Source organism: Sphingomonas sp. 22R3R2A-7, assembly GCF_036856055.1.
Taxonomy (GTDB): Bacteria; Pseudomonadota; Alphaproteobacteria; order Sphingomonadales; family Sphingomonadaceae; genus Sphingomonas.
Map to the genome: position 1 here is coordinate 910,844 of NZ_JASPFR010000001.1, position 22,604 is coordinate 933,447.

Annotated in this window: 21 protein-coding genes; 12 read left to right on the forward strand and 9 right to left on the reverse strand. The window is 67.5% G+C overall.

Annotated elements, in window-relative coordinates; genetic code table 11:
* Positions 1-3 precede the first annotated feature (3 nt).
* Together paoC and QP165_RS04155 are read left to right on the forward strand one after the other, a co-directional pair.
* Entirely contained in the window at positions 4-2,205 is a 2,202-nt protein-coding gene (gene paoC / locus QP165_RS04150; protein WP_333994006.1) for an aldehyde oxidoreductase molybdenum-binding subunit PaoC, read from the forward strand.
* A 116-nt stretch (positions 2,206-2,321) separates the two neighbouring features.
* Positions 2,322-2,846 carry a gamma carbonic anhydrase family protein gene (locus QP165_RS04155; protein ID WP_333994008.1) on the forward strand — a complete coding sequence of 175 codons (525 nt, stop codon included), beginning with the start codon at positions 2,322-2,324 and terminating at the stop codon, positions 2,844-2,846.
* Positions 2,847-2,886: 40 nt separating this feature from the next.
* On the opposite strand, the gene QP165_RS04160 is transcribed toward QP165_RS04155, so the two are convergent.
* Positions 2,887-5,472, reverse strand: a complete 2,586-nt coding sequence (locus tag QP165_RS04160; protein ID WP_333994009.1) for a M1 family metallopeptidase — start codon at positions 5,470-5,472, stop codon at positions 2,887-2,889.
* A gap of 128 nt (positions 5,473-5,600) precedes the next feature.
* Between QP165_RS04160 and QP165_RS04165 the strand changes: the two genes are divergently transcribed.
* A complete protein-coding gene (locus QP165_RS04165; protein ID WP_333994010.1) occupies positions 5,601-6,572 on the forward strand; it encodes an NAD(P)H-dependent flavin oxidoreductase in 972 nt (323 codons plus the stop codon).
* Positions 6,573-6,575: 3 nt separating this feature from the next.
* Here the strand turns inward: QP165_RS04165 and QP165_RS04170 are convergent, their stop codons facing one another.
* The gene (locus QP165_RS04170) at positions 6,576-7,010 is read right to left on the reverse strand and encodes a DUF1465 family protein (protein ID WP_235532175.1); all 435 of its coding nucleotides are present in this window, start codon (positions 7,008-7,010) and stop codon (positions 6,576-6,578) included.
* 188 nt (positions 7,011-7,198) lie between these two features.
* Positions 7,199-7,396: a YdcH family protein gene (locus QP165_RS04175; RefSeq protein WP_056015483.1), complete on the reverse strand. Its 198-nt coding sequence runs from the start codon at positions 7,394-7,396 to the stop codon at positions 7,199-7,201.
* A gap of 294 nt (positions 7,397-7,690) precedes the next feature.
* Here QP165_RS04175 and QP165_RS04180 point away from each other — a divergent pair, with 294 nt between their 5' ends.
* Positions 7,691-7,804 (forward strand): YdcH family protein, encoded by a 114-nt coding sequence (locus tag QP165_RS04180; RefSeq protein WP_443019354.1) that lies wholly within the window; start codon positions 7,691-7,693, stop codon positions 7,802-7,804.
* Positions 7,805-7,939: 135 nt separating this feature from the next.
* On the opposite strand, the gene QP165_RS04185 is transcribed toward QP165_RS04180, so the two are convergent.
* The 3 genes from QP165_RS04185 to QP165_RS04195 form a co-directional block, all read right to left on the reverse strand.
* On the reverse strand, positions 7,940-8,395 hold the full coding sequence (locus tag QP165_RS04185) for a PilZ domain-containing protein (protein ID WP_333994015.1): 456 nt from the start codon (positions 8,393-8,395) through the stop codon (positions 7,940-7,942).
* A 99-nt stretch (positions 8,396-8,494) separates the two neighbouring features.
* Positions 8,495-8,956 carry an RNA polymerase-binding protein DksA gene (gene dksA / locus QP165_RS04190; protein ID WP_056015485.1) on the reverse strand — a complete coding sequence of 154 codons (462 nt, stop codon included), beginning with the start codon at positions 8,954-8,956 and terminating at the stop codon, positions 8,495-8,497.
* Between the two features lie 519 nt (positions 8,957-9,475).
* The gene (locus QP165_RS04195; protein ID WP_333994017.1) at positions 9,476-10,129 is read right to left on the reverse strand and encodes a hypothetical protein; all 654 of its coding nucleotides are present in this window, start codon (positions 10,127-10,129) and stop codon (positions 9,476-9,478) included.
* On the opposite strand from QP165_RS04195, the gene QP165_RS04200 reads away from it, so the two are divergent.
* A complete protein-coding gene (locus QP165_RS04200) occupies positions 10,122-10,400 on the forward strand; it encodes a hypothetical protein (RefSeq protein ID WP_333994018.1) in 279 nt (92 codons plus the stop codon). The two genes, QP165_RS04195 and QP165_RS04200, sit on opposite strands and share 8 nt — an antisense overlap.
* Before the next feature lie 79 nt (positions 10,401-10,479).
* Here the strand turns inward: QP165_RS04200 and QP165_RS04205 are convergent, their stop codons facing one another.
* The gene (locus QP165_RS04205) at positions 10,480-10,920 is read right to left on the reverse strand and encodes a host attachment family protein (protein ID WP_333994020.1); all 441 of its coding nucleotides are present in this window, start codon (positions 10,918-10,920) and stop codon (positions 10,480-10,482) included.
* A 130-nt stretch (positions 10,921-11,050) separates the two neighbouring features.
* On the opposite strand from QP165_RS04205, the gene serS reads away from it, so the two are divergent.
* The 5 genes from serS to QP165_RS04240 all read left to right on the forward strand — a co-directional run bounded on the left by serS (position 11,051) and on the right by QP165_RS04240 (position 16,141).
* On the forward strand, positions 11,051-12,331 hold the full coding sequence (gene serS, locus QP165_RS04210) for a serine--tRNA ligase (protein ID WP_333994022.1): 1,281 nt from the start codon (positions 11,051-11,053) through the stop codon (positions 12,329-12,331).
* Positions 12,331-13,095: a 5'/3'-nucleotidase SurE gene (surE, locus tag QP165_RS04215; protein ID WP_333994023.1), complete on the forward strand. Its 765-nt coding sequence runs from the start codon at positions 12,331-12,333 to the stop codon at positions 13,093-13,095. The genes serS and surE overlap by 1 nt, the downstream gene beginning before the upstream one ends.
* A gap of 11 nt (positions 13,096-13,106) precedes the next feature.
* Complete coding sequence (locus QP165_RS19965) at positions 13,107-14,306, forward strand: peptidoglycan DD-metalloendopeptidase family protein (RefSeq protein WP_443019261.1); 1,200 nt, start codon at positions 13,107-13,109, stop codon at positions 14,304-14,306.
* Positions 14,307-14,493: 187 nt separating this feature from the next.
* A complete protein-coding gene (gene tyrS, locus QP165_RS04235; protein ID WP_333994024.1) occupies positions 14,494-15,717 on the forward strand; it encodes a tyrosine--tRNA ligase in 1,224 nt (407 codons plus the stop codon).
* Positions 15,718-15,823: 106 nt separating this feature from the next.
* Positions 15,824-16,141: a PilZ domain-containing protein gene (locus QP165_RS04240; protein WP_333994025.1), complete on the forward strand. Its 318-nt coding sequence runs from the start codon at positions 15,824-15,826 to the stop codon at positions 16,139-16,141.
* Positions 16,142-16,147: 6 nt separating this feature from the next.
* Here the strand turns inward: QP165_RS04240 and QP165_RS04245 are convergent, their stop codons facing one another.
* Both QP165_RS04245 and recG read right to left on the reverse strand, forming a co-directional pair.
* Complete coding sequence (locus QP165_RS04245; RefSeq protein ID WP_333994027.1) at positions 16,148-16,588, reverse strand: DMT family transporter; 441 nt, start codon at positions 16,586-16,588, stop codon at positions 16,148-16,150.
* A 31-nt stretch (positions 16,589-16,619) separates the two neighbouring features.
* Complete coding sequence (gene recG, locus QP165_RS04250; protein ID WP_333994029.1) at positions 16,620-18,671, reverse strand: ATP-dependent DNA helicase RecG; 2,052 nt, start codon at positions 18,669-18,671, stop codon at positions 16,620-16,622.
* A gap of 72 nt (positions 18,672-18,743) precedes the next feature.
* Between recG and QP165_RS04255 the strand changes: the two genes are divergently transcribed.
* The gene (locus QP165_RS04255; protein WP_056410591.1) at positions 18,744-19,010 is read left to right on the forward strand and encodes an FAD assembly factor SdhE; all 267 of its coding nucleotides are present in this window, start codon (positions 18,744-18,746) and stop codon (positions 19,008-19,010) included.
* A 118-nt stretch (positions 19,011-19,128) separates the two neighbouring features.
* The gene (gene mfd / locus QP165_RS04260) at positions 19,129-22,599 is read left to right on the forward strand and encodes a transcription-repair coupling factor (protein WP_333994030.1); all 3,471 of its coding nucleotides are present in this window, start codon (positions 19,129-19,131) and stop codon (positions 22,597-22,599) included.
* Positions 22,600-22,604: the final 5 nt, after the last annotated feature.

Below are 22,604 nucleotides of genomic sequence, written 5' to 3' on the forward strand. Positions count from 1 at the left end.
GCCATGAAGTTCGATACACCCGCAACGACCAACCCGATCGACCGCATGACCGTCATCGGCAAGCCGATCGACCGGATCGACGGCAAGCGAAAGACGACGGGCACCGCACGCTATGCCTATGAGCGCAACGACGCCGCGCCCGACGCGGCCTATGGCTATATCGTCGGATCGGCGATCGCAAAGGGCCGGATCGACAGCGTCGACGTGACCGACGCAAAGGCCGCACCCGGCGTGCTGGCGGTCGTGACGCACGAGAATGCGGGCAGGCTCGCCAAGGCCAAGGCGCATACCGCAAACATGCTCGCCGGCCCCAACGTCCAGCATTACGATCAGGCCGTCGCGATCGTCGTCGCCGAGACGTTCGAACAGGCGCGTGCAGCCGCCAAGCTCGTTCGCGTCGGCTATGGCCGCAGCAGCGGATCGTTCGACCTCGCCGCATCGCAGTCGAGCGCGGTCAAACCCAAGGACGGGACTCCCGACACCGCCATCGGCGACTTCGCCGGTGCGTTCGCCAAGGCCCCCGTCAAGCTCGATCAGCGCTACACGACGCCCGACCACAGCCATGCGATGATGGAACCCCATGCGACGATGGCCGCCTGGAAGGGCAGCAAGCTGACGCTGTGGACCTCGAACCAGATGCTCAATTGGGCGGTTCGCGACATGAGCGAGACGTTGCTGATCCCCAAGGAGGACATCCGCGTCCTGTCGCCGTTCGTCGGCGGCGGGTTCGGGTCGAAGCTCTGGATCCGCAGCGACGCGGTGATGGCCGCTCTTGCCTCGCGTGCGATCGGTGGGCGTGCGGTCAAGGTCGCGCTGACGCGTCCGCAGATCATGAACAACACCACGCACCGTCCGGCGACGATCCAGCGGCTGCGGATCGGCGCGCAGAAGGATGGCAAGATCACCGCGATCGCGCATGAAAGCTGGTCGGGTGATCTCCCCGGCGGCGGGCCCGAGACGGCGGTGAACCAGACCCGGCTGCTCTATGCGGGCGCAAACCGGATGACCGCGACGCGGCTGTCGGTGCTCGACCTGCCCGAGGGCAATGCGATGCGCGCGCCGGGCGAGGCCGTCGGCCTGCTCGCGCTCGAAGTCGCGATGGACGAACTCGCCGAGAAGCTGAAGATGGATCCGGTCCAGTTGCGGATCGTCAACGACACGCAGGTCGATCCGGAAAAGCCGACGCGCCAGTTCTCGCAGCGCGATCTCGTCGGGTGCCTCAAGACCGGTGCCGAGCGTTTTGGCTGGTCCAAGCGCAACCCCGTCCCCGGGCAGGTGCGCGAAGGCCGCTGGCTGATCGGCATGGGCATGGCATCGGCGTTTCGCGACAACGTTGCGATGAAGTCCGCGGCGCGCGTCGGGATCGACAAGAAGGGCGTCGTGACCGTCGCCACCGACATGACCGACATCGGCACCGGCAGCTATACGATCATCGCGCAGACGGCGGCCGAAATGATGGGCGTGCCCGTCGACAAGGTCATCGTGCTGCTCGGCGACAGCAGCTTCCCCGTCTCGTCCGGGTCGGGCGGTCAGTGGGGTGGCAACAGCTCGACCGCCGGCGTGTACGCGGCGTGCAGCGCGCTGCGCGACAGCATCGCGCGCAAGCTCGGCTTCGATCCGGCCGCCGCGGTGTTCGAGGGCGGCAAGATCCGCGTCGGGGACCGCAGCGCCTCGATCGCCGACGCGGCGGTTGACGCCGGACTGTCCGCGGAGGAGACGATCGAGTTCGGCGATTTGACCAAAACCTATGCGCAGGCAACCTTCGGCGCGCATTTCGTCGAAGTTGCGGTCGACTCGGCAACGGGCGAAGTGCGCGTACGCCGCATGGGTGGCGCGTTCGCCGCGGGGCGTATCCTCAATCCCAAATCCGCGCGCAGCCAGGTCATCGGCGCGATGACGATGGGCGTGGGCGCCGCGTTGATGGAGGACGCGATCGTCGACAAGCGGTTCGGCTATTTCGTCAATCACGACATGGCCGAATATCATGTCCCCGTGCATGCCGACGTGCCGCACCAGGACGTGTTCTTCATGGACGAGCTCGATGAGAAATCCTCGCCGATGAAGGCCAAGGGCGTGGGCGAGCTCGGGATCTGCGGTGTTGGCGCGGCGGTTGCCAACGCGGTCTACAATGCCTGCGGCGTCCGCATCCGCGAATATCCGCTGACGCTCGACAAGGTGATCACGGGAATGCCGCAGGTCGCCTGACCTCACTACCCGTCCCAACCCGACCGCCGTATCGCAGCCCCGTCGCTAACGGGCAGCGATACGGCGGTTTCGTTTTGATCGTCGGTGCGGCAGGAGGGCGTTGAGGAGAATCCGGCATGCCCCTGTACGCGCTTGGCGATAAACGCCCGACCTGCCACCCCGGCGCCTGGATCGCCCCCAGCGCAGACGTCATCGCCGACGTCGTGCTCGGCGAAGACTCGAGCGTCTGGTTCGGGGCGGCGATCCGCGGCGACAATACGACGATCACGATCGGCGCGCGCAGCAACGTGCAGGAGGGCGCGGTGCTACACTCGGACCCCGGCGCACCGCTGACCGTGGGGGAGGATTGCACGATCGGTCACCGCGCGATCCTGCACGGCTGCACGATCGGCAACGGAACGCTGATCGGCATGGGCGCGATCATCCTCAACCGTGCGGTGATCGGCGAGAACTGCATCGTCGGCGCCGGCGCGCTGGTGACGGAGGGCAAGGTCTTTCCTGCCGGCAGCCTGATCGTTGGCAGCCCGGCGCGCGTGGTGCGCGCGCTCGACGACGCCGCGATCGCGCTGCTCGCCGTGTCGGCACGGCACTATGTCGACAAGGCGCGCGCCTGTGCGTCGGGATTGACCCCGATCGCGTGACGCCCCGGGTCCGGCCTGAACCGGACCGGGAGCTGATCGCTTATTGCGCCACCCATTTTGAGACGGCCGGCTGCAACTGCGCAGCCGCCGCCTTGCGGACTGCGATTGCCGACAGCGACCGCGTCACCCCGCCCCGCGACGAGGCGGCCAGATATTTGTCGGCATAGGCCGTGATCTTGCCCGGCATCGCCGGATCGTTCGACCCTGCACCCAGCCCGACGATATATCCCGCGCGCGAGCTGTCCTCGATGAACCCGTCGACGAGCGTCCGGTTCGCCACCGCCCAGTCGAATGCGAGATCGGGATGCGCACCCGCCACCGCGCGCAGCAGGCCGGCCTTTTGCGGCGCACTGATCGTATCGGTCTTGAGCAGGTCGAGCGCGCGGCCGGCGATCGCGGGATTCCGCGCGGCACCCAGCAACGACACGAACCGGTTCTTCGCGACCGGGTTCTTCTCCGCCCTGGTCAGCGCGAGCAGCGCGTCCCATTCCGCCGGTGTCGCGTTCACCGCATAGGTCGACAGGATCGGCTGGCGGATCGACGGCGGGATCGCGGTGGGATCGGTTGCGAGCGCCGCGACATAGCGCCGCGCGCGGTCGGCGACACCGGTGTCGCCGTTGACGCCGAGCCGCCCGACGAGCGTCTCGCGCAGGTTGCTCGTCAGCGGCGATTCGCCCGGTTTCGGCTCGAACCCGATCTGCGCCAGCACCGGCGAGAGGATCTTCACCGACCGCGCGCGGAGCGGCGCCTCGAGCGGCGTCTTGTCGTACAGCCCGGTGATCCGCCCCAGCGCGCCCGCGACCGAAGACCATTCGAGCGGATCCGACGCCGGCCCGACCTTCGCCATCACGTCGAAATAGCGCGACAGGTCCTGATAGCCACCCGCCGCGAGCGCAAAATCGTCGCCAAGCGTCCCCAGCCGGTCCGCCAGGTCGAGCTTCGCGTAATCGCGGACGATCGCGGCATGCCCCGCCTCGTCGTACATCACGCGCGTATAGCTGCCCTTGCCGCGGTTCAGCACTACCGTACCGCATCCCTTGATCGTGACGTTCGACGGCGCGGTACCCGTCACGATCGTCGACGTCTGCGCGCCGCCAAGCGTCCCGACCACCAGCGGGACGTGCCACGTCTGCGGCACGCGCGATGCGGCGTCGAGGCCGAACCGCCCCTGCGTCATCGTCGCCGTCGTCGTGCCGCCCGCGCAGCGCGCGCCCGTCATCGTCACCAGCGGCACGCCGCCCTGCAGCGTGAAGTCGTGCGCGATCTCGGCAACGGGCTTCCCGGCGGCGGCGGACAATTCGGCCCAGAGCTGCTCGGTGACGGTGTTGCCGTATTTATACTTGGCCATGTAGCTGCGGATGCCCTTGCGGAACACGTCGGGCCCGAGCGTCGATTCGAGCATGCCGATGACGGCCTGCCCCTTCGAATAGGTGATGCCGTCGAACGCCTCGCCGATCTGGTCGACCGTCTCGATCTTGCGGATGATCGGATGCGTCGCGGCGGTCGCATCGATCCCCATCGCCCCCTCGCGCTCGCCCGAGACCGCGGCGGCCTCGGACTTCCACGCCGGGACCAGATCGGCGCTCGACTTGCCCTCCATCCACGATGCGAAGCCCTCGTTCAGCCAGAGGTCGTCCCACCATGCCATCGTCACGAGGTCGCCGAACCACTGATGCGCCATCTCGTGCGCGACGACGGTATAGATGCGCTGACGGCCGCTCTCCGTCGCCCGCTTCGGATCGAACAGCAGCTCGTTCTCGAAATAGAAGATCGCGCCCCAATTCTCCATCGCACCAAAGAACTGGCTCGACCCCGGCCCTGCGATCATGTCCATCTTGGGCAGCGGGTAAGGCTGGCCGAAATAATCATTGTAATAGGCAAGCAGCGTCTTTGCCGATGCCAGCGCATAGTCGCCCTGATCGACGACACCCTTGCGGCTGATGATGCCGATCTCGACATTGCCCGCCATCGCGGTCTTGCGCTCCATATCGCCCATGCCGAGGAACAGCAGATAGCTCGACATCAACGGCGTCTCGGCGAACCGGTAGAGCTGCGTTCCGTCGGCCTGTTTCGTGATCGCGCTCGCCGGCATGTTGGAGAAGGCGAGCTGCTGCCCCGGCGCGACCGCGGACAGGCGGAACTTCGCCTTGAATGCGGGCTCGTCCCACATCGGCGCGAAGCGGCGCGCGTCGGGCGCCTCGAACTGCGTCGCGAGCATCCGCGACGACGAGCCATCGGTATTGGTATAGTCGATCGCGAACAGCCCCGCCGCCGACTGGTTGATCTTGCCCGTCCACGCGAACGAAAGCGTGTGCCGCCCGACGCTTGCCGCCTTGGGCAGCGTCACCGTCAGCCGCTGTGCCGCCGCGTCGGTCTTGACGCTCGCCGGGCGCCCGTCGAACGTCGCGGTACCGATGGTGAGACCGGCGGCATTGAGCTGGATCGTCTGCGTCGCCTGTTTCACGTCGATCGTCACGCTCTCGGTACCCGTGAAGGTCATCGCCTTCGCATCGGGACGGATCTGGATATCGTACACCAGCGGAACGACGGTGCGGGGCAACTGGCCGGCGGCAAGCGCGGGCGCGGAAACAGTCAGCCCGAGCAGGGCGGCAACGGCGGATTTCATGAAAGGGGACGCTCCGTAAGTCGTGATGTCATGGGTGTACGCCTTTGCTGACACAGCGCAATTACGCGCGCAAAATACGCCTGCGCTGACCGCTGGCATTGCCGTTTCGGGTGCGCTATGAAATCGCCATGACCGTACCCGCCATTCTAAAGAGCCTCCGCCTGCCCGTCATCGGGTCTCCGCTGTTCATCATTTCCGGGCCGGAACTGGTGATCGCGCAGTGCAAGGCGGGGATCGTCGGATCATTCCCGGCCCTCAATGCGCGCCCGCAGACGATGCTCGACGAATGGCTGCACCGGATCACGGAGGAACTCAGCGCGCATAATCGCGCGCACCCCGAGCGCCCCGCCGCACCGTTCGCGGTCAACCAGATCGTCCACAAGTCGAACGACCGGCTCGAGCGCGATCTGGAGACCTGCGCGAAATGGCAGGTGCCGATCGTCATCACCTCGCTCGGCGCACGCGAGGATCTCAATACCGCGGTACATGGCTGGGGCGGCATCACGCTGCACGACGTGATCGACGACCGGTTCGCGCGCAAGGCGGTCGAGAAGGGTGCGGATGGCCTGATCGCGGTCGCGGCGGGCGCGGGCGGTCACGCGGGACGTCTGTCGCCGTTCGCGATCATCCAGGAGATCCGCCAGTGGTTCGACGGACCGCTCGCGCTGTCGGGCTCGATCGCGACGGGCGACGCGGTGCTCGCGGCGCAGGCGATGGGTGCCGATTTTGGCTATATCGGATCGCCGTTCATCGCCACGACCGAGGCGAATGCGGATCCCGCCTACAAGGCCGGGATCGTCGAGGGCCGGGCGGCGGACATCGTCTATTCGAACCTCTTCACGGGCGTTCACGGCAATTACCTGCGCGCCTCGATCGTCGCGGCGGGGATGGACCCGGACGCACTGCCCGAGGGTGATCTCAAGACGATGAACTTCGGTGCCGGCGCCAATGGCGAGGGTGGATCCAAGCCCAAGGCGTGGAAGGACATCTGGGGATCGGGTCAGGGGATCGGGGCGGTCACCGCGGTGGAAAGCGTGGCCGATCGGGTCGATCGGCTCGAGCGCGAATATCGCGCTGCCAGAGCCCGCCTCTCGCTCTAGCGATCAGAGCGCCAGCCCCAGACGTATCTGCATCGACAGCGCGGGGCTGGTCGCGCGCGCCGGCGTCAACAGCGCCTGCTCGATATGCGACAGGCGGCGGTGCAGGTCGATGCTCGCCTCGACAAGCCCGCGCGCCTTCGTCGGCAACGCGTCGAGCATCGCTTCCTCGGTCCTCGCGGCCGTGCCGAGCCGGTGCGACGGCTTCGCCGCGTCGTCCGCGTTGATCTCGCCCGCGAGCACGGCCTTCTGCGTGAGCAGCCACGCGATCACGTGCATCAGCCGGGTCGTCAGCTTGAGCGATTCACAACTGAACGCCACGCGCACGAACGGATCCAGACCACCGCGGTCGCCTCGGTCGGGCTCGTCGAAATAGCTGCGCGCCTCGTCGGCCAGCAGCATCGCCTCTTCGTACAGCGCGTCGATCAGTCTTCGGTGCAAGGGTGCGTGATGCGGTCCACGAATCATCGAAGACGAGTGGCACGGCCTCGCTGCGTCGCCCACGCCGAAAACCGGCGCCTGCACGGCGACTGTCCCGAAAAGATCTCGTTTGCCGGGAAAAATGGTAAAAAAGTCTTAATTCATTTGAGGGGCATGCGATTCGCGGCGCCGCCCCGTGGCGAGTGGGTTCAGGCGATGATGTCGGGAATCAGCTGATCCTCGAACGCCGCGATCTCATCGCGCAGCCGCAGTTTGCGCTTCTTGAGCCGCGCGATCTGAAGCTGGTCGGGCACCACATTGCCCCAGAGCGCGGCAATCGCCGCGTCGAGATCGCGGTGCTCGGTCCTGATCTCGCCGAGACGAACCTTGATCTGCGCCTCATCCACCATAATCACCCCGGCCCGCCCTGCTGCTCCAGCGCCTTTAGCAAATGACCCCGGCTTCGCGAGCATCAAAAATTGCGCGCGACGGTCTACGCCACGGCCTTCGGCCTGCGTGCCGAGCGCTTTTGCACGAATCTCGGCCCGTCCCTCGAAACCGGTCGGCCAATCGATTTCATCAACCTTCGTTAAAGACTTTTTACGAGGTGGGTGGTTTACTCGGTTCCCCAACACGAATGCAGAAGGAGCTTTTCCACCATGCAGACGACGCACCAGGCTGCGCTGGAAACCAAGCGCGAGATGCTCGATCGCCGGATTTCCGAGGAGATCCACAGGCCCATGCCCGACGCCCTGGCGCTTGCAGGATTGAAGAAGCAGAAATTGCGTCTGAAGGAAGAGATTGCCGGCCTATAATAGTTGACTTCGCGCGGGTAATCGAACCGTCCACCCGGCGGTTTTATCACTCGCTCGAACGACGCGGCATGCAGGCCGCCCGGTCTGCATATCGTGGCATCCCTCCGGTCGCCTTCCCCCTCAAGACCGGAGGGATTAGCGTCCTCGTGGCGCGCGGAACACGATCGGCTTGGCGAATGTCGGCGTCGTCGCCCCCGCCCCGACCGGTTTACGCGCCTTTTTCGGGTCGATCGGCGCATCGAGCGCGATCCCCATCCGCCCCTCGGTGCACCACGCGATCCGGCCGGCAACCTCGCCGATCCCGCGGATATCGAGCATCACCGCGGTATCGACCGCGAGCGCACGATCGAACTCGATCATCATCCCGCCCTCGGACAGGTTCCTGATCCGGACATCATGCGCCTCGGTCGCCGAACCGATCCGCATCGATGCGCTCAGCAGCAAGCTGTCGCGCGAACGTCGCTGTTCGCCGGAACCCGCACCCTGTGCCTGCGCCGCCGCGACAGCCTCGACGCCATCGACCAGACGATGGTCGACGTCGTCAGCGGCGGGACGGTCAAAGCCCAGGCGTTCGTCGTTGATCTTGTCCATGCCCAGTCTCGCGCCCTGTCATTCCGTCGTCTCTTCGAACGGCGCGTATACCAAAAGCGTTACGGACTGCCTATCCGCGAACGACAGCCGCCGGGACGATCAGTCTTCCCGCGAGATTTTCTCGTTCCGCTCGTGCCGCTCCTGCGCCTCGACCGTCATCGTCGCGATCGGCCGCGCTTCGAGCCGCGCGAGGCTGATCGGTTCGCCGGTCACTTCGCAATAGCCATATTCGCCATCGTCGATTCGACGCAGCGCTGCCTCGATCTTCGATACCAGTTTACGCTGGCGGTCGCGGGTGCGCAGTTCGATCGACCAGTCGGTCTCGCTCGACGCGCGATCCGTCAGATCGGCCTCGCGCAGCGAATCGACCTGCAGCTGCGACAGCGTTTCCTGCGATTCCCGGAGGATCGCGTCGCGCCATTGCTGCAACTTCTGACGAAAATAGGCCTGCTGACGCAGGTTCATGAACGGCTCTTCGCCGTCGGGTCGATAGCCATCGGCATCATTGGCCGCCGATTGGCTGGAACTGGTCTCGTCTACGCGATTCATTACCGTTGCCATACCACTCTCCCTCAGGCCCGTTCGGTCGGAAAGTCCGGACCGTCGGGGCCACCCCCAAATGGTGAATGCGCCTATAGTCTCACCCGCCCGGCACCACAAGCGATCCACCTTGCGCATCGATGGAGTTCGACGACAGATTATTGCGCCATGTTGTATTGCGGTTACACATGGCGGAGATCGTTCCGAAATGGACCGATTGTTCCGCTCCATCCAGCGTCGCGGATTGTCCCGCACCGGCACGACGCCCGCCAATTTGTCGCATGACTTATCGCACCCGCTCGCTTAATTCTTTCACGGCTTGGGTATGATCTTGCGCTTAACGGTTTGTTTTGCGCTGCGGTGATAGTGACGGTGCCAGAGTGCCGTGAAGACGGGATCCGACGCCTCGTACGCGTCGGCAACGAAAGAGTGACCTATGTCGGTGCGGATGGCGTTGGCCAAATTATGTGCATGTGCGTGTGGTGGCGCTGTCATCGGCGGTGGCGCAGTCCATGTCGCCGAGCGCCCGAAGCGTGAGATCTACGCCAAGACACAGACCAAGGCGCATATGACCAAGCGCGTCGTCCGCCGCCAGGTCGCATCGACGACGCGTCCGCGCGTCCGTCGCGTCGTCCGGACCACGACCAGCACCGCCTGTGCACCGACCGTCGTGACCGTCGCCAATGCAGCGCCGGTGCCCGTTCCGCTCAGCGACGGCTTTGTCGGCGGCGGCGGTGGTGGCGCGCCCGCGGTAATCGGCGGCGGCGGCTTTTTCGGCGGTGGCGGTCTTGGCGGCGGCTTTGGCGGCGGCGGTTTCTTCGGCGGCGGCAGTTCGGGGTCGAGCGGCAGCATCGTCATCTCGTCGACGTCGAGCGGCGGGTCCACGAGCACGGGCGGCGGCTCCTCGAGCACGAGCGGTGGCTCGTCGAGCACCAGCGGTGGATCGACGTCGAGCGGAAACGTCAGCAGCACGTCCTCCACCGGCGGGTCGTCGACGAGCACGGGCGGCGCGAGCGTCTCGAGCACGTCGTCCTCCGCGAGCGGCGGTAGCAGCGGCAACGTCTCGTCGTCGTCGAGCGGCAACGTCTCCTCCTCCTCGAGTGGCAACGTGTCGTCGTCGTCGAGTGGCAACGTCTCCTCCTCGTCGAGCGGCAACGTGTCGTCCTCGTCGAGCTCGAGCGGCAATGTGTCCACCTCGACCAGCTCGAGCGGCAACGTCTCGTCGAACAGCAGCGGATCGACGTCGACCTCGTCGTCGAGTTACGGGTCGAGCAGCAAGGGCTGGAGCAGCAACGGCGGCTGGAGCTCGAATGGCGGCTGGCACGGCTCCAACGGCAGCAATGGCGGGACCGGATCGAATGGCGGGTCGCCCGCATCGGTTCCGGCGCCGCCGATGGTGCTGCTGTTCGGCGCCGCCGCCGCGGCATTGATCGCGCGCAAGCGGTTCTCCAAACCGACCGCCTGACCTGTCAGGTTCGCATTACACAAAAAGGGCTCGCGGAAGACGATCCGCGAGCCCTTTTTCATACGATCGCTACCCGGCCTCAGGCGTTCTTGAGCGCGGTCTCGATATCCGCGATCGGGTGGCCCGTCAGGTCCTTGGCGAGCTCGCCCGCCAGACGGTTCTGCACTTCCTTGTGGTAATGCTTGCGCATCTCGCCGAGCGTCTTCGGCGGCGCGACCACGATCAGCGAGTCATAGTCGTTCTTGAGCGCGCGCGTCTTGAGCACGTCGGCGGCCTCGGCGGCGAACCGGTCCTCCTCGAGCTGGTGGAAATCGGTCGGCTCTACCGAACTCTGCGCGGCGCCCTGGGGCGAGGAGGCGCGGCCGGCCGAGTCGGTCGCCTGATCGCGCGTCGCGGGGTTCTCCTGCTCGACCGCCTGTTCGACGACCAGGTTCGGATAGGCGGCATCGCCTTCGTTGCGCAGGAACAGCATCTTGCGGCCGTCCACGACCAGGACGACGGAATTGTGCGGAAGCTCCACGGGCGTTCTCCTTGATTTGCCTGCTACGACGATAACGCCCTGGATCATGGCCCGGTTGCGCCGATCCGCCGAGCGGGTCGGTTACGGGGGCGACTTGCGCCGACATACGCGTCTCGGCATAGCCCGGGCCATGCATGATATCCGCCTCATCCGTGAAAATCCCGCCGCTTTCGACGCCGCGCTCGCGCGCCGCGGCGCCGCGCCCGTGTCCGCCGCGCTTGTCGCGATCGACGAACGCCGCCGCGCGACGATCGCGGAGGCGCAGACCGCGCAGACGCGTCGCAACGAGCTGTCCAAGGCGATCGGCCAGGCCAAGGCACAGAAGGACGAGCCCCGCGCGCAGGCGCTGATGGCCGAGGTGGCCGCGCTCAAGGCGGCGTTGCCGACGCTCGAAGCCGACGAAGCCGCGCTGACCGGGGAGCTCGATAGCGCGCTCGCGGCGATCCCCAACCTTCCCGCCCCCGAAGTCCCCGAAGGCACGGATGAGACGGGCAACGTCCTGATCCATACGCGCGGCACCAGGACCGAATTCGGCTTCCCCCCGCGCGAGCATGATCTGATCGGCCCCGCGATCGGTCTCGACTTCGAGACGGGCGTCGCGATGTCGGGCGCCCGGTTCACGCTGGTGCGCGGACCCGCCGCACGGCTCCAGCGCGCGCTTGGCCAGTTCATGCTCGATCGGCTGACCCGCGACCACGGGTTCGAGGAGGTCGCGCCGCCGCTGCTGGTGCGCGACGAGGCGGTCTTCGGCACGGGACAGCTGCCCAAATTCGCCGAGGACCTGTTCCGCACCACCGACGGTCGCTGGCTGATCCCGACCGCGGAGGTCAGCCTGACCAACATCGTGCGCGAACGGATCCTGAGCGAAGGCGAGCTGCCGCTGCGGTTCGCTGCACTGACCCCCTGCTTCCGCTCGGAGGCGGGATCGGCTGGCCGCGATACGCGCGGCTATATCCGTCAGCACCAGTTCGACAAGGTCGAGATGGTCGCGATCGTCACCCCGGACTCGTCGGACGCCGAGCATGAGCGCATGACCCAGTGTGCCGAGGGTGTCCTCGACGCGCTGCAGCTTCCGTTCAGGCGCATGCTCCTATGCGGCGGCGATATGGGTTTCACCGCGTCACGCACCTATGATCTCGAGGTCTGGCTTCCCGGCCAGAACCAGTATCGCGAGATTTCGAGCGTCTCGACCTGTACTGACTTCCAGGCGCGCCGGATGAACGCACGCTATCGTCCCGAGGGCGAGAAGAGCCCGCGGTTCGTCCACACGCTCAACGGATCGAGCCTCGCGGTCGGTCGCACGCTCGTTGCGGTCCTCGAAAATTACCAGCAGGCCGACGGATCGGTGGCGGTGCCGGAGGTGCTGCAGCCCTATCTCGGCGGTCTCACGATGCTCGAGGCGCGGCGCTGATGCGCATTCTCCTCACCAACGACGACGGCTATCATGCGTCGGGCCTGAAGGTGCTCGAGGCGATCGCGGCGACCTTGTCGGACGATGTCTGGGTCGTCGCGCCTGCGGACGAGCAGTCGGGCGCAGGCCATTCGCTGACGCTGTCGCGGCCGCTCCGCGTGCGCAAGTTCGGGGAGAAGCGCTACGCGGTTGCCGGCACGCCGACCGATGCGGTGATGATGGCGCTTGCAAGGATCATGAAGGACAGCCCGCCCGACCTGATCCTGTCCGGGGTCAATCGCGGCGCGAACCTGGCGGAGGACGTCACCTATTCGGGGACCGTCTCGGCGGCGATGGAGGGTGCGCTCGCGGGCGTCCGCTCGATCGCGCTGAGCCAGGTCTACAGCCGGGAAGGCATGGGGGACAGCGTACCGTTCGAGGCCGCCGCCGCGTGGGGCGAACGCGTGCTGCGCCCGTTGCTCGACGCGCCGCTCGCGCCGCGGACGCTCGTCAACGTCAACTTCCCCGTCGGCGCCGCGGACAAGGTGAAGGGGATCCGCGTCGTCAGCCAGGGGTTGCGCGATTACGGCCGGCTGAAGATCGTCACCAACACCGACCCCCGCGGCTACGACTATCACTGGTTCTCGCTCAGCGGCACCGTCGAGACGCCGATGCGCGCCACCGATCTGGAAGCGGTGATGGACGGCTATATCTCGGTCACGCCGCTTCATCTCGACCTCACGCATGGCGAATCGCTGGACATGCTCGGGCAAGCCTACGCGTGAAGCGCGGCGCCGTGATCCTGGGCACGGCGCTCGCGGTTGCCGGTTGTATCCCGAGCGTCGATGCGCCGGTGCTGCGCGACGAGGCCCCGGCGCGTGCTTCGGGGGAACGCATCCAGCGGCTGCCGCGATCCGACGACGCTCGGGATCGCCGGTCCGAGGCCCAATCCGAGCGCCGGTCCGAAAGCGGCGACTTCGATCGTGTCGACACGCGCCGGCGTCCCGAACAGCGCCGCACCATTGACCGCAGCCCACCACCCTATCGGCCCACCGATCGCCGCGGCGGTGACGGCGAGCAGGTCTCCACCCTCCCCGCGCCGCGCCCCGCGTGGGAGGCGAGCCCGGTGGTCGCAGACGCGCGCACGGTGGACGACTCGACCTATCTCGTCCGCCCGGGCGATTCGCTTCGGCTCGTCGCCGAGCGCACCGGGGTCAGCAGCGACGCGATCGCGCGCGCCAACCAGATCGACCCGCCCTTCACGATCCGCACGGGCGAACGCCTCACGATCCCCGGCGGCCGCTATCACCTCGTCCGCCGGGGAGACCGGGATCGCGATCGCGCGGGCTTACGGTGTCGAATGGTCGCGGATCGTCACCGCCAACGCGCTGCTCGAACCTTATGTGCTGCGCGCGGGTCAGCGGATCGCGATCCCTGCGCCGCCGGGCGGCACCAGCCTCGCCGATCGTGCGGCCGCGTTCACGCTCGACGTCGACGACATCCTGACCGGCGGCGAGCCCGCGCTCGCGAGCAATCAGGCGCCGGTGAAACCGACCGCGACGCCGAGGCGCGTCCTGCCCCCAGCGCGGTCGTCACCGCGCCTGCCCGTCTCGCGGGCGGCAGCTTCCTCTGGCCGGTCGATGGCCGCGTCGTAAAGCGGTTCGGCCACGGCGCGAGCGGCGAGCGCAACGACGGGATCAAGATCGCCATCCCGGTAGCGACGCCGATCCGCGCGACCGCGGACGGCGTCGTCGCCTATGTCGGCGATGGGATCGCCGCGCTCGGCGGGCTGGTGATCGTCAAGCACGGCGGCGGCTGGACCAGCGTCTACGGCCACGCCTCCAAGCTGATGGTCCAGCGCGGCCAGAGCGTGAAGCGCGGCCAGACGGTCGCGCTGTCGGGCGATACCGGGTTCGCGGATCGTCCCGAGCTCCACTTCGAACTGCGCAAGGGACGCACGCCGGTCGATCCGACCACGCAGCTGCCGCGGCTGTAACCGGCGCGTACGTCGCTGCCGACGGACCTCACGAATATCCGTTATCCTGCCGAAAGTCAGGATCCAGGGTTACAGGCCCTGGCGCTGATGGCTCTGGATCCTGACCTTCGTCAGGATGACGGCTCGCGGTAACGATGACCGCGCCGCCGGGATGACGGACCGCGCAACCACTGCTAGTGGCTGCGCCATGACCTACCAGTCCGACCTGCTCACCACGCTGACCTCGCGCGGCTATGTCCACCAGATGACCGATGCGGCCGCGCTCGACGCGCTCGCGGGCAAGCAGGTCGTGCCGGGCTATATCGGCTTCGACCCGACCGCGCCGTCGCTCCATGTCGGCAGTCTCGTCCAGATCATGCTGCTGCGCCGGTTGCAGCAGACCGGGCACAAGCCGATCGTCCTGATGGGCGGCGGCACTGGCAAGATCGGCGATCCGAGCTTCAAGGACGAGGCGCGCAAGCTGCTCGGCGAGGACGGCATCAAGGCCAACGTCGCGTCGATCCGCCGCATCTTCGAACGCTTCCTGACGTTTGGCGACGGGCCCACGGACGCGGTGATGCTCGACAATGCCGAGTGGCTCGACGCCCTCGAATATATCCCGTTCCTGCGCGACGTCGGCCAGCATTTCTCGGTCAACCGGATGCTCGCGTTCGACTCGGTCAAGCTGCGGCTCGACCGCGAACAGTCGCTGAGCTTCCTCGAATTCAACTACATGATCCTCCAGGCCTACGACTTCCTCGAACTGTCGCGCCGCGCCGAGTGCCGGTTGCAGATGGGCGGATCGGACCAGTGGGGCAACATCGTCAACGGCATCGAGCTGTCGCGCCGGATGGACGGGACCGAGGTCTACGGCGTCACCACCCCGCTGATCACGACCGCGGACGGCGGCAAGATGGGCAAGACGATGTCGGGCGCGGTCTGGCTGCACGAGGACCAGTTGCCGCACTTCGATTACTGGCAATTCTGGCGCAACACCGACGACCGGGATGTCGGCCGCTTCCTGCGGCTGTTCACGGACCTGCCGCTCGACGAGATTGCGCGGCTTGAGGCGCTCGAGGGTGCGGAGATCAACGCCGCCAAGATCGTGCTCGCCAACGAAGCCACCGCGATGTGCCGCGGCCGCGCCGCCGCGGACCAGGCCGCGGAGACCGCGCGCAAGACGTTCGCAGAAGGCGCATCGGGCGACGCGCTGCCGAGCCACCCCGTCGGCGACGCCGATATCGGCATCGTCGAGGCGCTGGTGGCGCTGGGCTTCGTCGCGTCGAACGGCGAGGCGCGGCGCAAGATCGGCGAAGGCGCGGTACGCGTCGATGGCGAACCGGTCCGTGAGGCAACGGCAAGGATCGCCGTCGCCGCCCCGGTCCGCCTCAGCCTCGGCAAGAAGCGGCACGGGATGCTCGTCCCCGCCTGATACCGGCCCGGCGCGTGTGGTAAATCGCCCATTAGCCATGCCGGTTCTCATGCGCTTCACGGCGTCTGTTTTAGGACCGAAGCGGAACTCCAGCGGGACACGATCGATGCCAGACCAGGCGATGGCGATTCAGGAGACGCGGTCCGAACCGCGCGACGAGGTCATGCACCGCACGCGCGCGACCGACGGCGAGGGCAACGGCGTCAAACTCGTTCTTGTCAACGTCTCGCCGAGCGGGTTGATGGCGCGCTGCGACCGCGATCCGGTCGCGGGCGACCTGTTGCGCGTCGTGCTGCCGATCATCGGCGAGGTCGTCGCGCAGGTCCGCTGGTCGCTCGGCGGCCGGATCGGCTGCTCGTTCGACACCACGATCCCGCTAAAGGCCTATTACGGCATGCTCACCGCGATGCTTCGCAACAGCTGATCGCGATCAGCCGGCGCGGACCAGCAGGACGCCGCCGATCACCAACGCGACACCCGCCAGCCGCGCGAGGCTGATCGGCGTCGCGCTGAGGCCGAGCAACCCGAACCGGTCGAGGATCAGCGCGGTCACCAGCTGACTCGCGACCGCCATCGTAAGCGCGGACGCCAGCCCCAGCCGCGGCGTCGCATAGGCGAGCGCGGCGACGAAGCATGCGCCGTACACGCCCCCCAGCCACGCCCATCCGGGCGCGCCCTTCAATGCCGCCGGCATCGTCCGGTCGGTCGCCGCCCAGACCGCGAACAGTATGACCGTCCCGACCGCGAACGACACGAGCGAGCCCAGCCACAACGAGCCCGACGCCTTGACCAGCGCAGCGTTTGTGGGCGGCTGGATCGCCAGGCCGATACCGGCGAGGAGAACGACGAGGATGGGAAGCAGGGCGGCCATCGCCGGTCCGTGATCGCTCGTCCCGCCCCGGTCAACCCGAGCGGAGCAATGCGACTCCCGCATCGCGGTCGAACAGGTACAGCGCGGTGCGCGCCGCCTGACCGCGCGGCCCTTCGAGCCCGCCGTCGCGGTCGATCAGCAACCGCGCATCGTCGTGCGCGCATTGCAGCAGGTCGGCCATCATGTCCGGCGTCGCGAGCCGGAACGCCATCTCGCCCGACTGCTTCGTGCCGAGCAGTTCGCCCGCGCCGCGCAAGCGCAGATCCTCCTCGGCGATCCGGAACCCGTCATTCGTTTCGCGCATCAGCGCCAGCCGCGCGCGCGACGTCTCGCTGAGCGAGCTCCCACGCATCAGCAGGCAGATCGACCGCCCGCTCCCCCGCCCGACGCGCCCGCGCAACTGGTGGAGCTGCGCGAGGCCGAAGCGGTCGGCATGCTCGATCACGATCAGCGTTGCATTGGGCACGTCGACGCCGACCTCAATCACCGTCGTTGCGACCAAGACCGCGGTGCGCGCGGCGGAGAACTCCGCCATCACCGCGTCCTTCTCGGCGGGCTTCATCCGGCCATGGACCAGTGCCACCTTGTCACCGAACCGCGCACGCAGCGTCTCCGCACGCATCTCCGCGGCGGCGAGGTCGCTCTTCTCGCTCTCCTCGACCAGCGGGCACACCCAGTACGCCTGCCCCCCGTCCGCCAGATGCCGGCCCAGCGCGTTGACCACGTCGTCGAGCCGGTCCTCGGAGATCACCCGCGTCTCGATCGGCTGGCGGCCCGGCGGCATCTCGTCGAGCCGGCTGACGTCCATCTCGCCATATTGCGCGAGCGTCAGCGTGCGCGGGATCGGCGTCGCGGTCATCGCCAGCAGATGCGGCGGCGCGATTCCCTTGGCCTGGAGCGTCATCCGCTGCGCGACGCCGAACCGGTGCTGTTCGTCGACCACCACCAGCGCGAGGTCCTTGTACGCGACCGCATCCTGGAAGATCGCGTGCGTGCCGACGAGGATGTCGATCTCGCCGCTCGCCAGCGCCATCAACGTCGCCTCGCGCACGCGCCCCTTGTCGCGCCCGGTGAGCACGCCGACCGCGATCGGCAGCCCGGCGAGCGTCTTCCTGAGCGTCTCGTAATGCTGGCGCGCGAGGATCTCGGTCGGTGCGAGCATCGCCGCCTGCGCACCCGCCTCCACCGCGATCAGCATCGCCATCGCCGCGACCAGCGTCTTGCCCGAGCCGACATCGCCCTGCAGCAGCCGCAACATCGGCGCGGTCTGCCCAAGATCGCCCTCGATCTCGCCGACCGTTCGCGATTGCGCGCCGGTCAGCGTGTAGGGCAGCTTGAGCATGCCCCGCAGCCGCCCGTCGCCGTGGAGCGCCCGCCCCCGCCGCTTGCGCGTGTCGGCGCGCACCAGCGTCATCGCGAGCTGGTTGGCGAACACCTCGTCATAGGCCAGCCGCTCCCGCGCCTTGGCGTCCGAGGGGTCGGCGTGGATGCGCGCCAACAGATCATGCCAGCCGGGCCATTCCCGCTTCGCCTTCAGACCCGGCTCGATCCATTCGGCGAGGTCCGGCGCGCGCGCGACCGCCTGCGTCGTCAGCGCCGCCAGCCGCCGCGAGGTGAGCCCCTCCGACAGCGGATAGATCGGCTCGCGCTCGCGCAACTCCTCGTCCTGCTCGACGATGTCGGGATGAACGATCTGGAGTTCCTGGCCATATTCGTCGAGCCGCCCCGACACGCGCTTCGCCTCGCCGATCGGCAGCAGCTTCTTCGCCCAGCCCGAACTGCCGCCGAAGAAGACGAGGCTGACATAGTTGCCATGCTCATCGGTCGCCTGCACGCGCGTCGGACCACGCCCCGCGCTGACGCGGTGCTCGCGCGCGGTCAGCGTGATCACGATGATCCGCCCGGCATCGCTCGACATGAGCTCGGTGCGCGGCAGCCGATCGACATAGCCGGTCGGCAAATGGAAGGCGACGTCGACGACGCGCGCGAGCCCCAGCCGGTCGAGCGGCTTGGCGAGCGCAGGCCCCACCCCTTTCAGGACGAGGGTTTCGGCGAACAGCGGATTGAGGATTTCGGGTCGCATGACTATCTGCTCCCTATAGCCCAGCCGACGCCCGCCGCCAGCGGTCGCCGGTCAATCGGCGTTGGAGATATGATGGACCACGAAACCCGCCTCAAGCGCCTCGGCTTCCGCAGCTCGCACCGCGGCACGCGCGAAGCCGACATGATGATCGGCGGCTTCTTCGAAACCTATGGCCGGACCTGGACGCCCGAGCAGCTCGACTGGTTCGAAGCGCTGCTCGAGGAGCAGGACGTCGACATCATGGGCTGGGCGATCGGCTCGATTCCGTGCCCGCCCGAATGGAACGGCCCGATGATGCAGGCGATGCGCGACATCAATTACGTCACGGTCGTGAAGTAACCTACTCCCTCTCCCCTCCGGGGAGAGGGTCGGGGTGAGGGGCAGCCAAGCAGCGCAGCGCCTAGGACAGCCCCTCACCCAACCCTCTCCCCGACGGGGAGAGGGCTTCAGGAACGATATGCCAGACCTTCAGACGATCCTCTCCGCGACAACCCCGCTGACGCTGTCGGGCGTGCCGTCGGGGTTCCAGCCGTCGCTGCTCGCCGATCTCGCGCGCGCCGCGAAGACGCGCGCGGTGTTCATCGCGCCCGACGATGCGGCGATGCGCGCGATCGCCTCGACCGCGGCGTTCTTCGCGCCCGATCTCGAAGTGCTGAGCTTCCCCGCCTGGGACTGCCTCCCCTATGACCGCGCGTCGCCGACGCTGCGCGTCATGGCCGAACGCGTCGCCGCGTTGCAGCGCCTGCAGGGCAAGCCCAAGGGCCCGCAGCTCCTCCTGACCACCACGAACGCGGCGACGCAGCGCGTCCTCACCCCGTTCCGCATCCGCCAGCTCGTCGCTCGGCTCGCCCCCGGCGAGCGGATCGGTCGCGACAAGCTCGCCACGTTGCTCCAGGCGAACGGCTATGTCCGCACCGACACCGTCCACGATCAGGGCGAATATGCGGTGCGCGGCGGGATCGTCGATCTTTACCCGTCGGGCGAGGACCACGCGCTGCGCCTCGACTTCTTCGGCGACGAGATCGAGAGCGTCCGCACCTTCGACGCCGCCGACCAGCGCACGACCGGCCGGATCGACGGCTTCGTCCTGCTCCCCGCCTCCGAAGCCTTGCTCGACGAAGACTCGATCAAGCGCTTCCGCACGCGTTACCGCGACGCGTTCGGCGCGACCGCGACCGGCGACCCGATGTACCAGGCGATCTCCGAGGGCCGGCGGATCGCGGGGATGGAGCATTGGCTGCCGCTGTTCGAAGAGAAGATGGCGACGCTGTTCGACCATCTCGGCGCCGACGACGTGCTGGTCCGCGACAGCGGTGTCGCCGCGGCGGCGGAAAGCCGGCTCGAATCGATCGCCGACTATTACGAGAACCGCAAGCGCGCCGAGGCCGCGCAACCCGGCAGCTACCGTCCGATGCCCGCCAAGGCGCTCTATCTCGACGCGCAGGACTGGTCGGGCGCGACCGAGGCGTTCGCCGCGCACATCACCTCGCCCTTCCACGAGCCGGAAAGCGCGACCGTGCTCGACTTCGCGGTCGACGGCCCGCGCGACTTCGGCCCCGAGCGCGCTGCACAGGCGAACATCTACGAGGCCGTCGCCGACCATGTCGAGAAACTGCGCAAGCAGGGTCGCAAGCCGATCCTCGCCAGCTATTCGATCGGCGCGCGCGAACGCCTGGGGAGCCTGCTCGCCGACCACGGCCTGAAGGGCGGCAAGCACGCCGAAACCTGGCAGGAGGCGCTCGGCGTCGCCGATACCGCGAAAAGCTTCGGCGTCGCGCTGATCGTCCTGCCGCTCGATCACGGGTTCACCGCGCCGGGCGTCGCCGTCCTCACCGAGCAGGACATGCTCGGCGACCGTCTCGTCCACCGCAAGAAGCGCAAGAAATCCGCCGACGCGTTCCTCGCCGAACTCGCGACGCTGACGCCGGGCGATCTCGTCGTCCATACCGAGCATGGCATCGGTCGCTATGAAGGCCTGACCTCGATCCCGGTCGGCCAGAGCCCGCACGACTGCGTCGCGCTGAGCTATGCCGGCGGCGACAAGCTCTACGTGCCGGTCGAGAATATCGACGTCCTCTCGCGCTACGGCTCGTCGGAGGAAGGCGCATCGCTCGACAAGCTCGGCGGCGAAGGCTGGCAGCGTCGCAAGTCGAAGATGAAGGAGCGGATCCGCGAGATCGCGGGCGAGCTCATCGCGACTGCCGCCGAACGCGCGCTGCATCCCGGCGACGTGCTCGAACCCGACGCCAGCGGCTACCCCAGCTTCGTCGATCGCTTCCCCTACGAGGAAACCGAGGACCAGGACCGCGCGATCGAGGAGGTTCTCGCCGATCTGTCCGCGGGCAAGCCGATGGACCGGCTCGTCGTCGGCGATGTCGGCTTCGGCAAGACCGAGGTCGCGCTGCGCGCCGCATTCGTCGCGGCGATGGGCGGCAAGCAGGTCGCGATCGTCTGCCCGACGACGCTGCTCGCGCGCCAGCACTACAACAACTTCGTCAGCCGCTTCGAAGGCTTCCCGATGAACATGGGCCGCCTCTCGCGGCTCGTCACCGCGAGCGAGGCGAAGGCGACCAAGGAGGGGCTGGCGAACGGCACGATCGACGTCGTCATCGGCACGCACGCGCTGCTCGCGAAGAATATCGACTTCAAGCGGCTGGGCCTTGTCGTGGTCGACGAGGAGCAGCGGTTCGGCGTGACGCACAAGGAGCGGCTGAAGGCGCTCCGGGCCGACGTCCACATGCTCACGCTGACCGCGACGCCGATCCCGCGCACGCTGCAGATGGCGATGTCGGGCATCCGCGAACTGTCGGTGATCCAGACCCCGCCGGTCGATCGCCTCGCGGTGCGGACCTACATCATGCCGTTCGACCCCGTCGTCCTGCGCGAGGCGCTGCTGCGCGAACATTATCGCGGCGGCCAGAGCTTCGTCGTCACCCCGCGCGTCGCCGACCTGCCCGAGATCGAGGAGTTCCTGCGCGAACAGGTGCCCGAGATCCGCTTCGTCGTCGCGCACGGCCAGATGTCGCCGACCGAGGTCGAGGAGCGCATGTCGGCCTTCTACGACAAGAAGTTCGAGGTGCTCGTCTCGACCACGATCATCGAGAGCGGGATCGACATCGCGTCCGCCAACACGATGATCGTCCACCGCGCCGACCGCTTCGGCCTCGCCCAGCTCTATCAGCTGCGCGGGCGCGTCGGCCGCTCGAAGACGCGTGCCTATGCCTATCTGGTGACGCCGCCCGAGCGGCAGATGACGGTGACCGCCGAGAAGCGGCTGAAGGTGCTGTCCGATCTCGATTCGCTCGGCGCCGGGTTCCAGCTGGCGAGCCACGATCTCGACATCCGCGGTGCGGGCAACATGCTTGGCGACGAGCAGACCGGGCATATCAAGGAGGTCGGGTTCGAACTCTACCAGGCGATGCTCGAGGAGGCGATCATGGACGCCAAGTCGGGCGGTCTCGCCTCCGCACGCCCGAAGGACTTCTCGCCGCAGATCACGGTCGACGCACCGATCCTCATCCCCGAGGACTATGTCCCCGATCTCGATCTCCGCATGGGGCTGTATCGCCGCCTGAACGAACTCGACGAGGGCCAGGAGATCGAGGCGTTCGCCGCCGAGATGATCGATCGCTTCGGCCCGCTGCCCGACGCGACCGAGAACCTCATCAAGGTCATCGAGATCAAGCTGAACGCGAAGCGTGCCTGCGTGTCGAAGATCGACGTCGGCCCGCGCGGCGTGCTGGTGTCGTTCCACAACGACACGCCGCCGAACATCGACAAGCTGCTCGCCTATGTCGAACGGCTCAACGGCGTCGCGCGGTTGCGCCCCGACAGCAAGCTGGTGCTCCAACGCGCCTGGGGCGATCCCAAGGCGCGGCTCCACGGCGCGCTGCAATTGTCGAAGGGGCTGGCAAAGGCGGCGGGCTGAGCGCC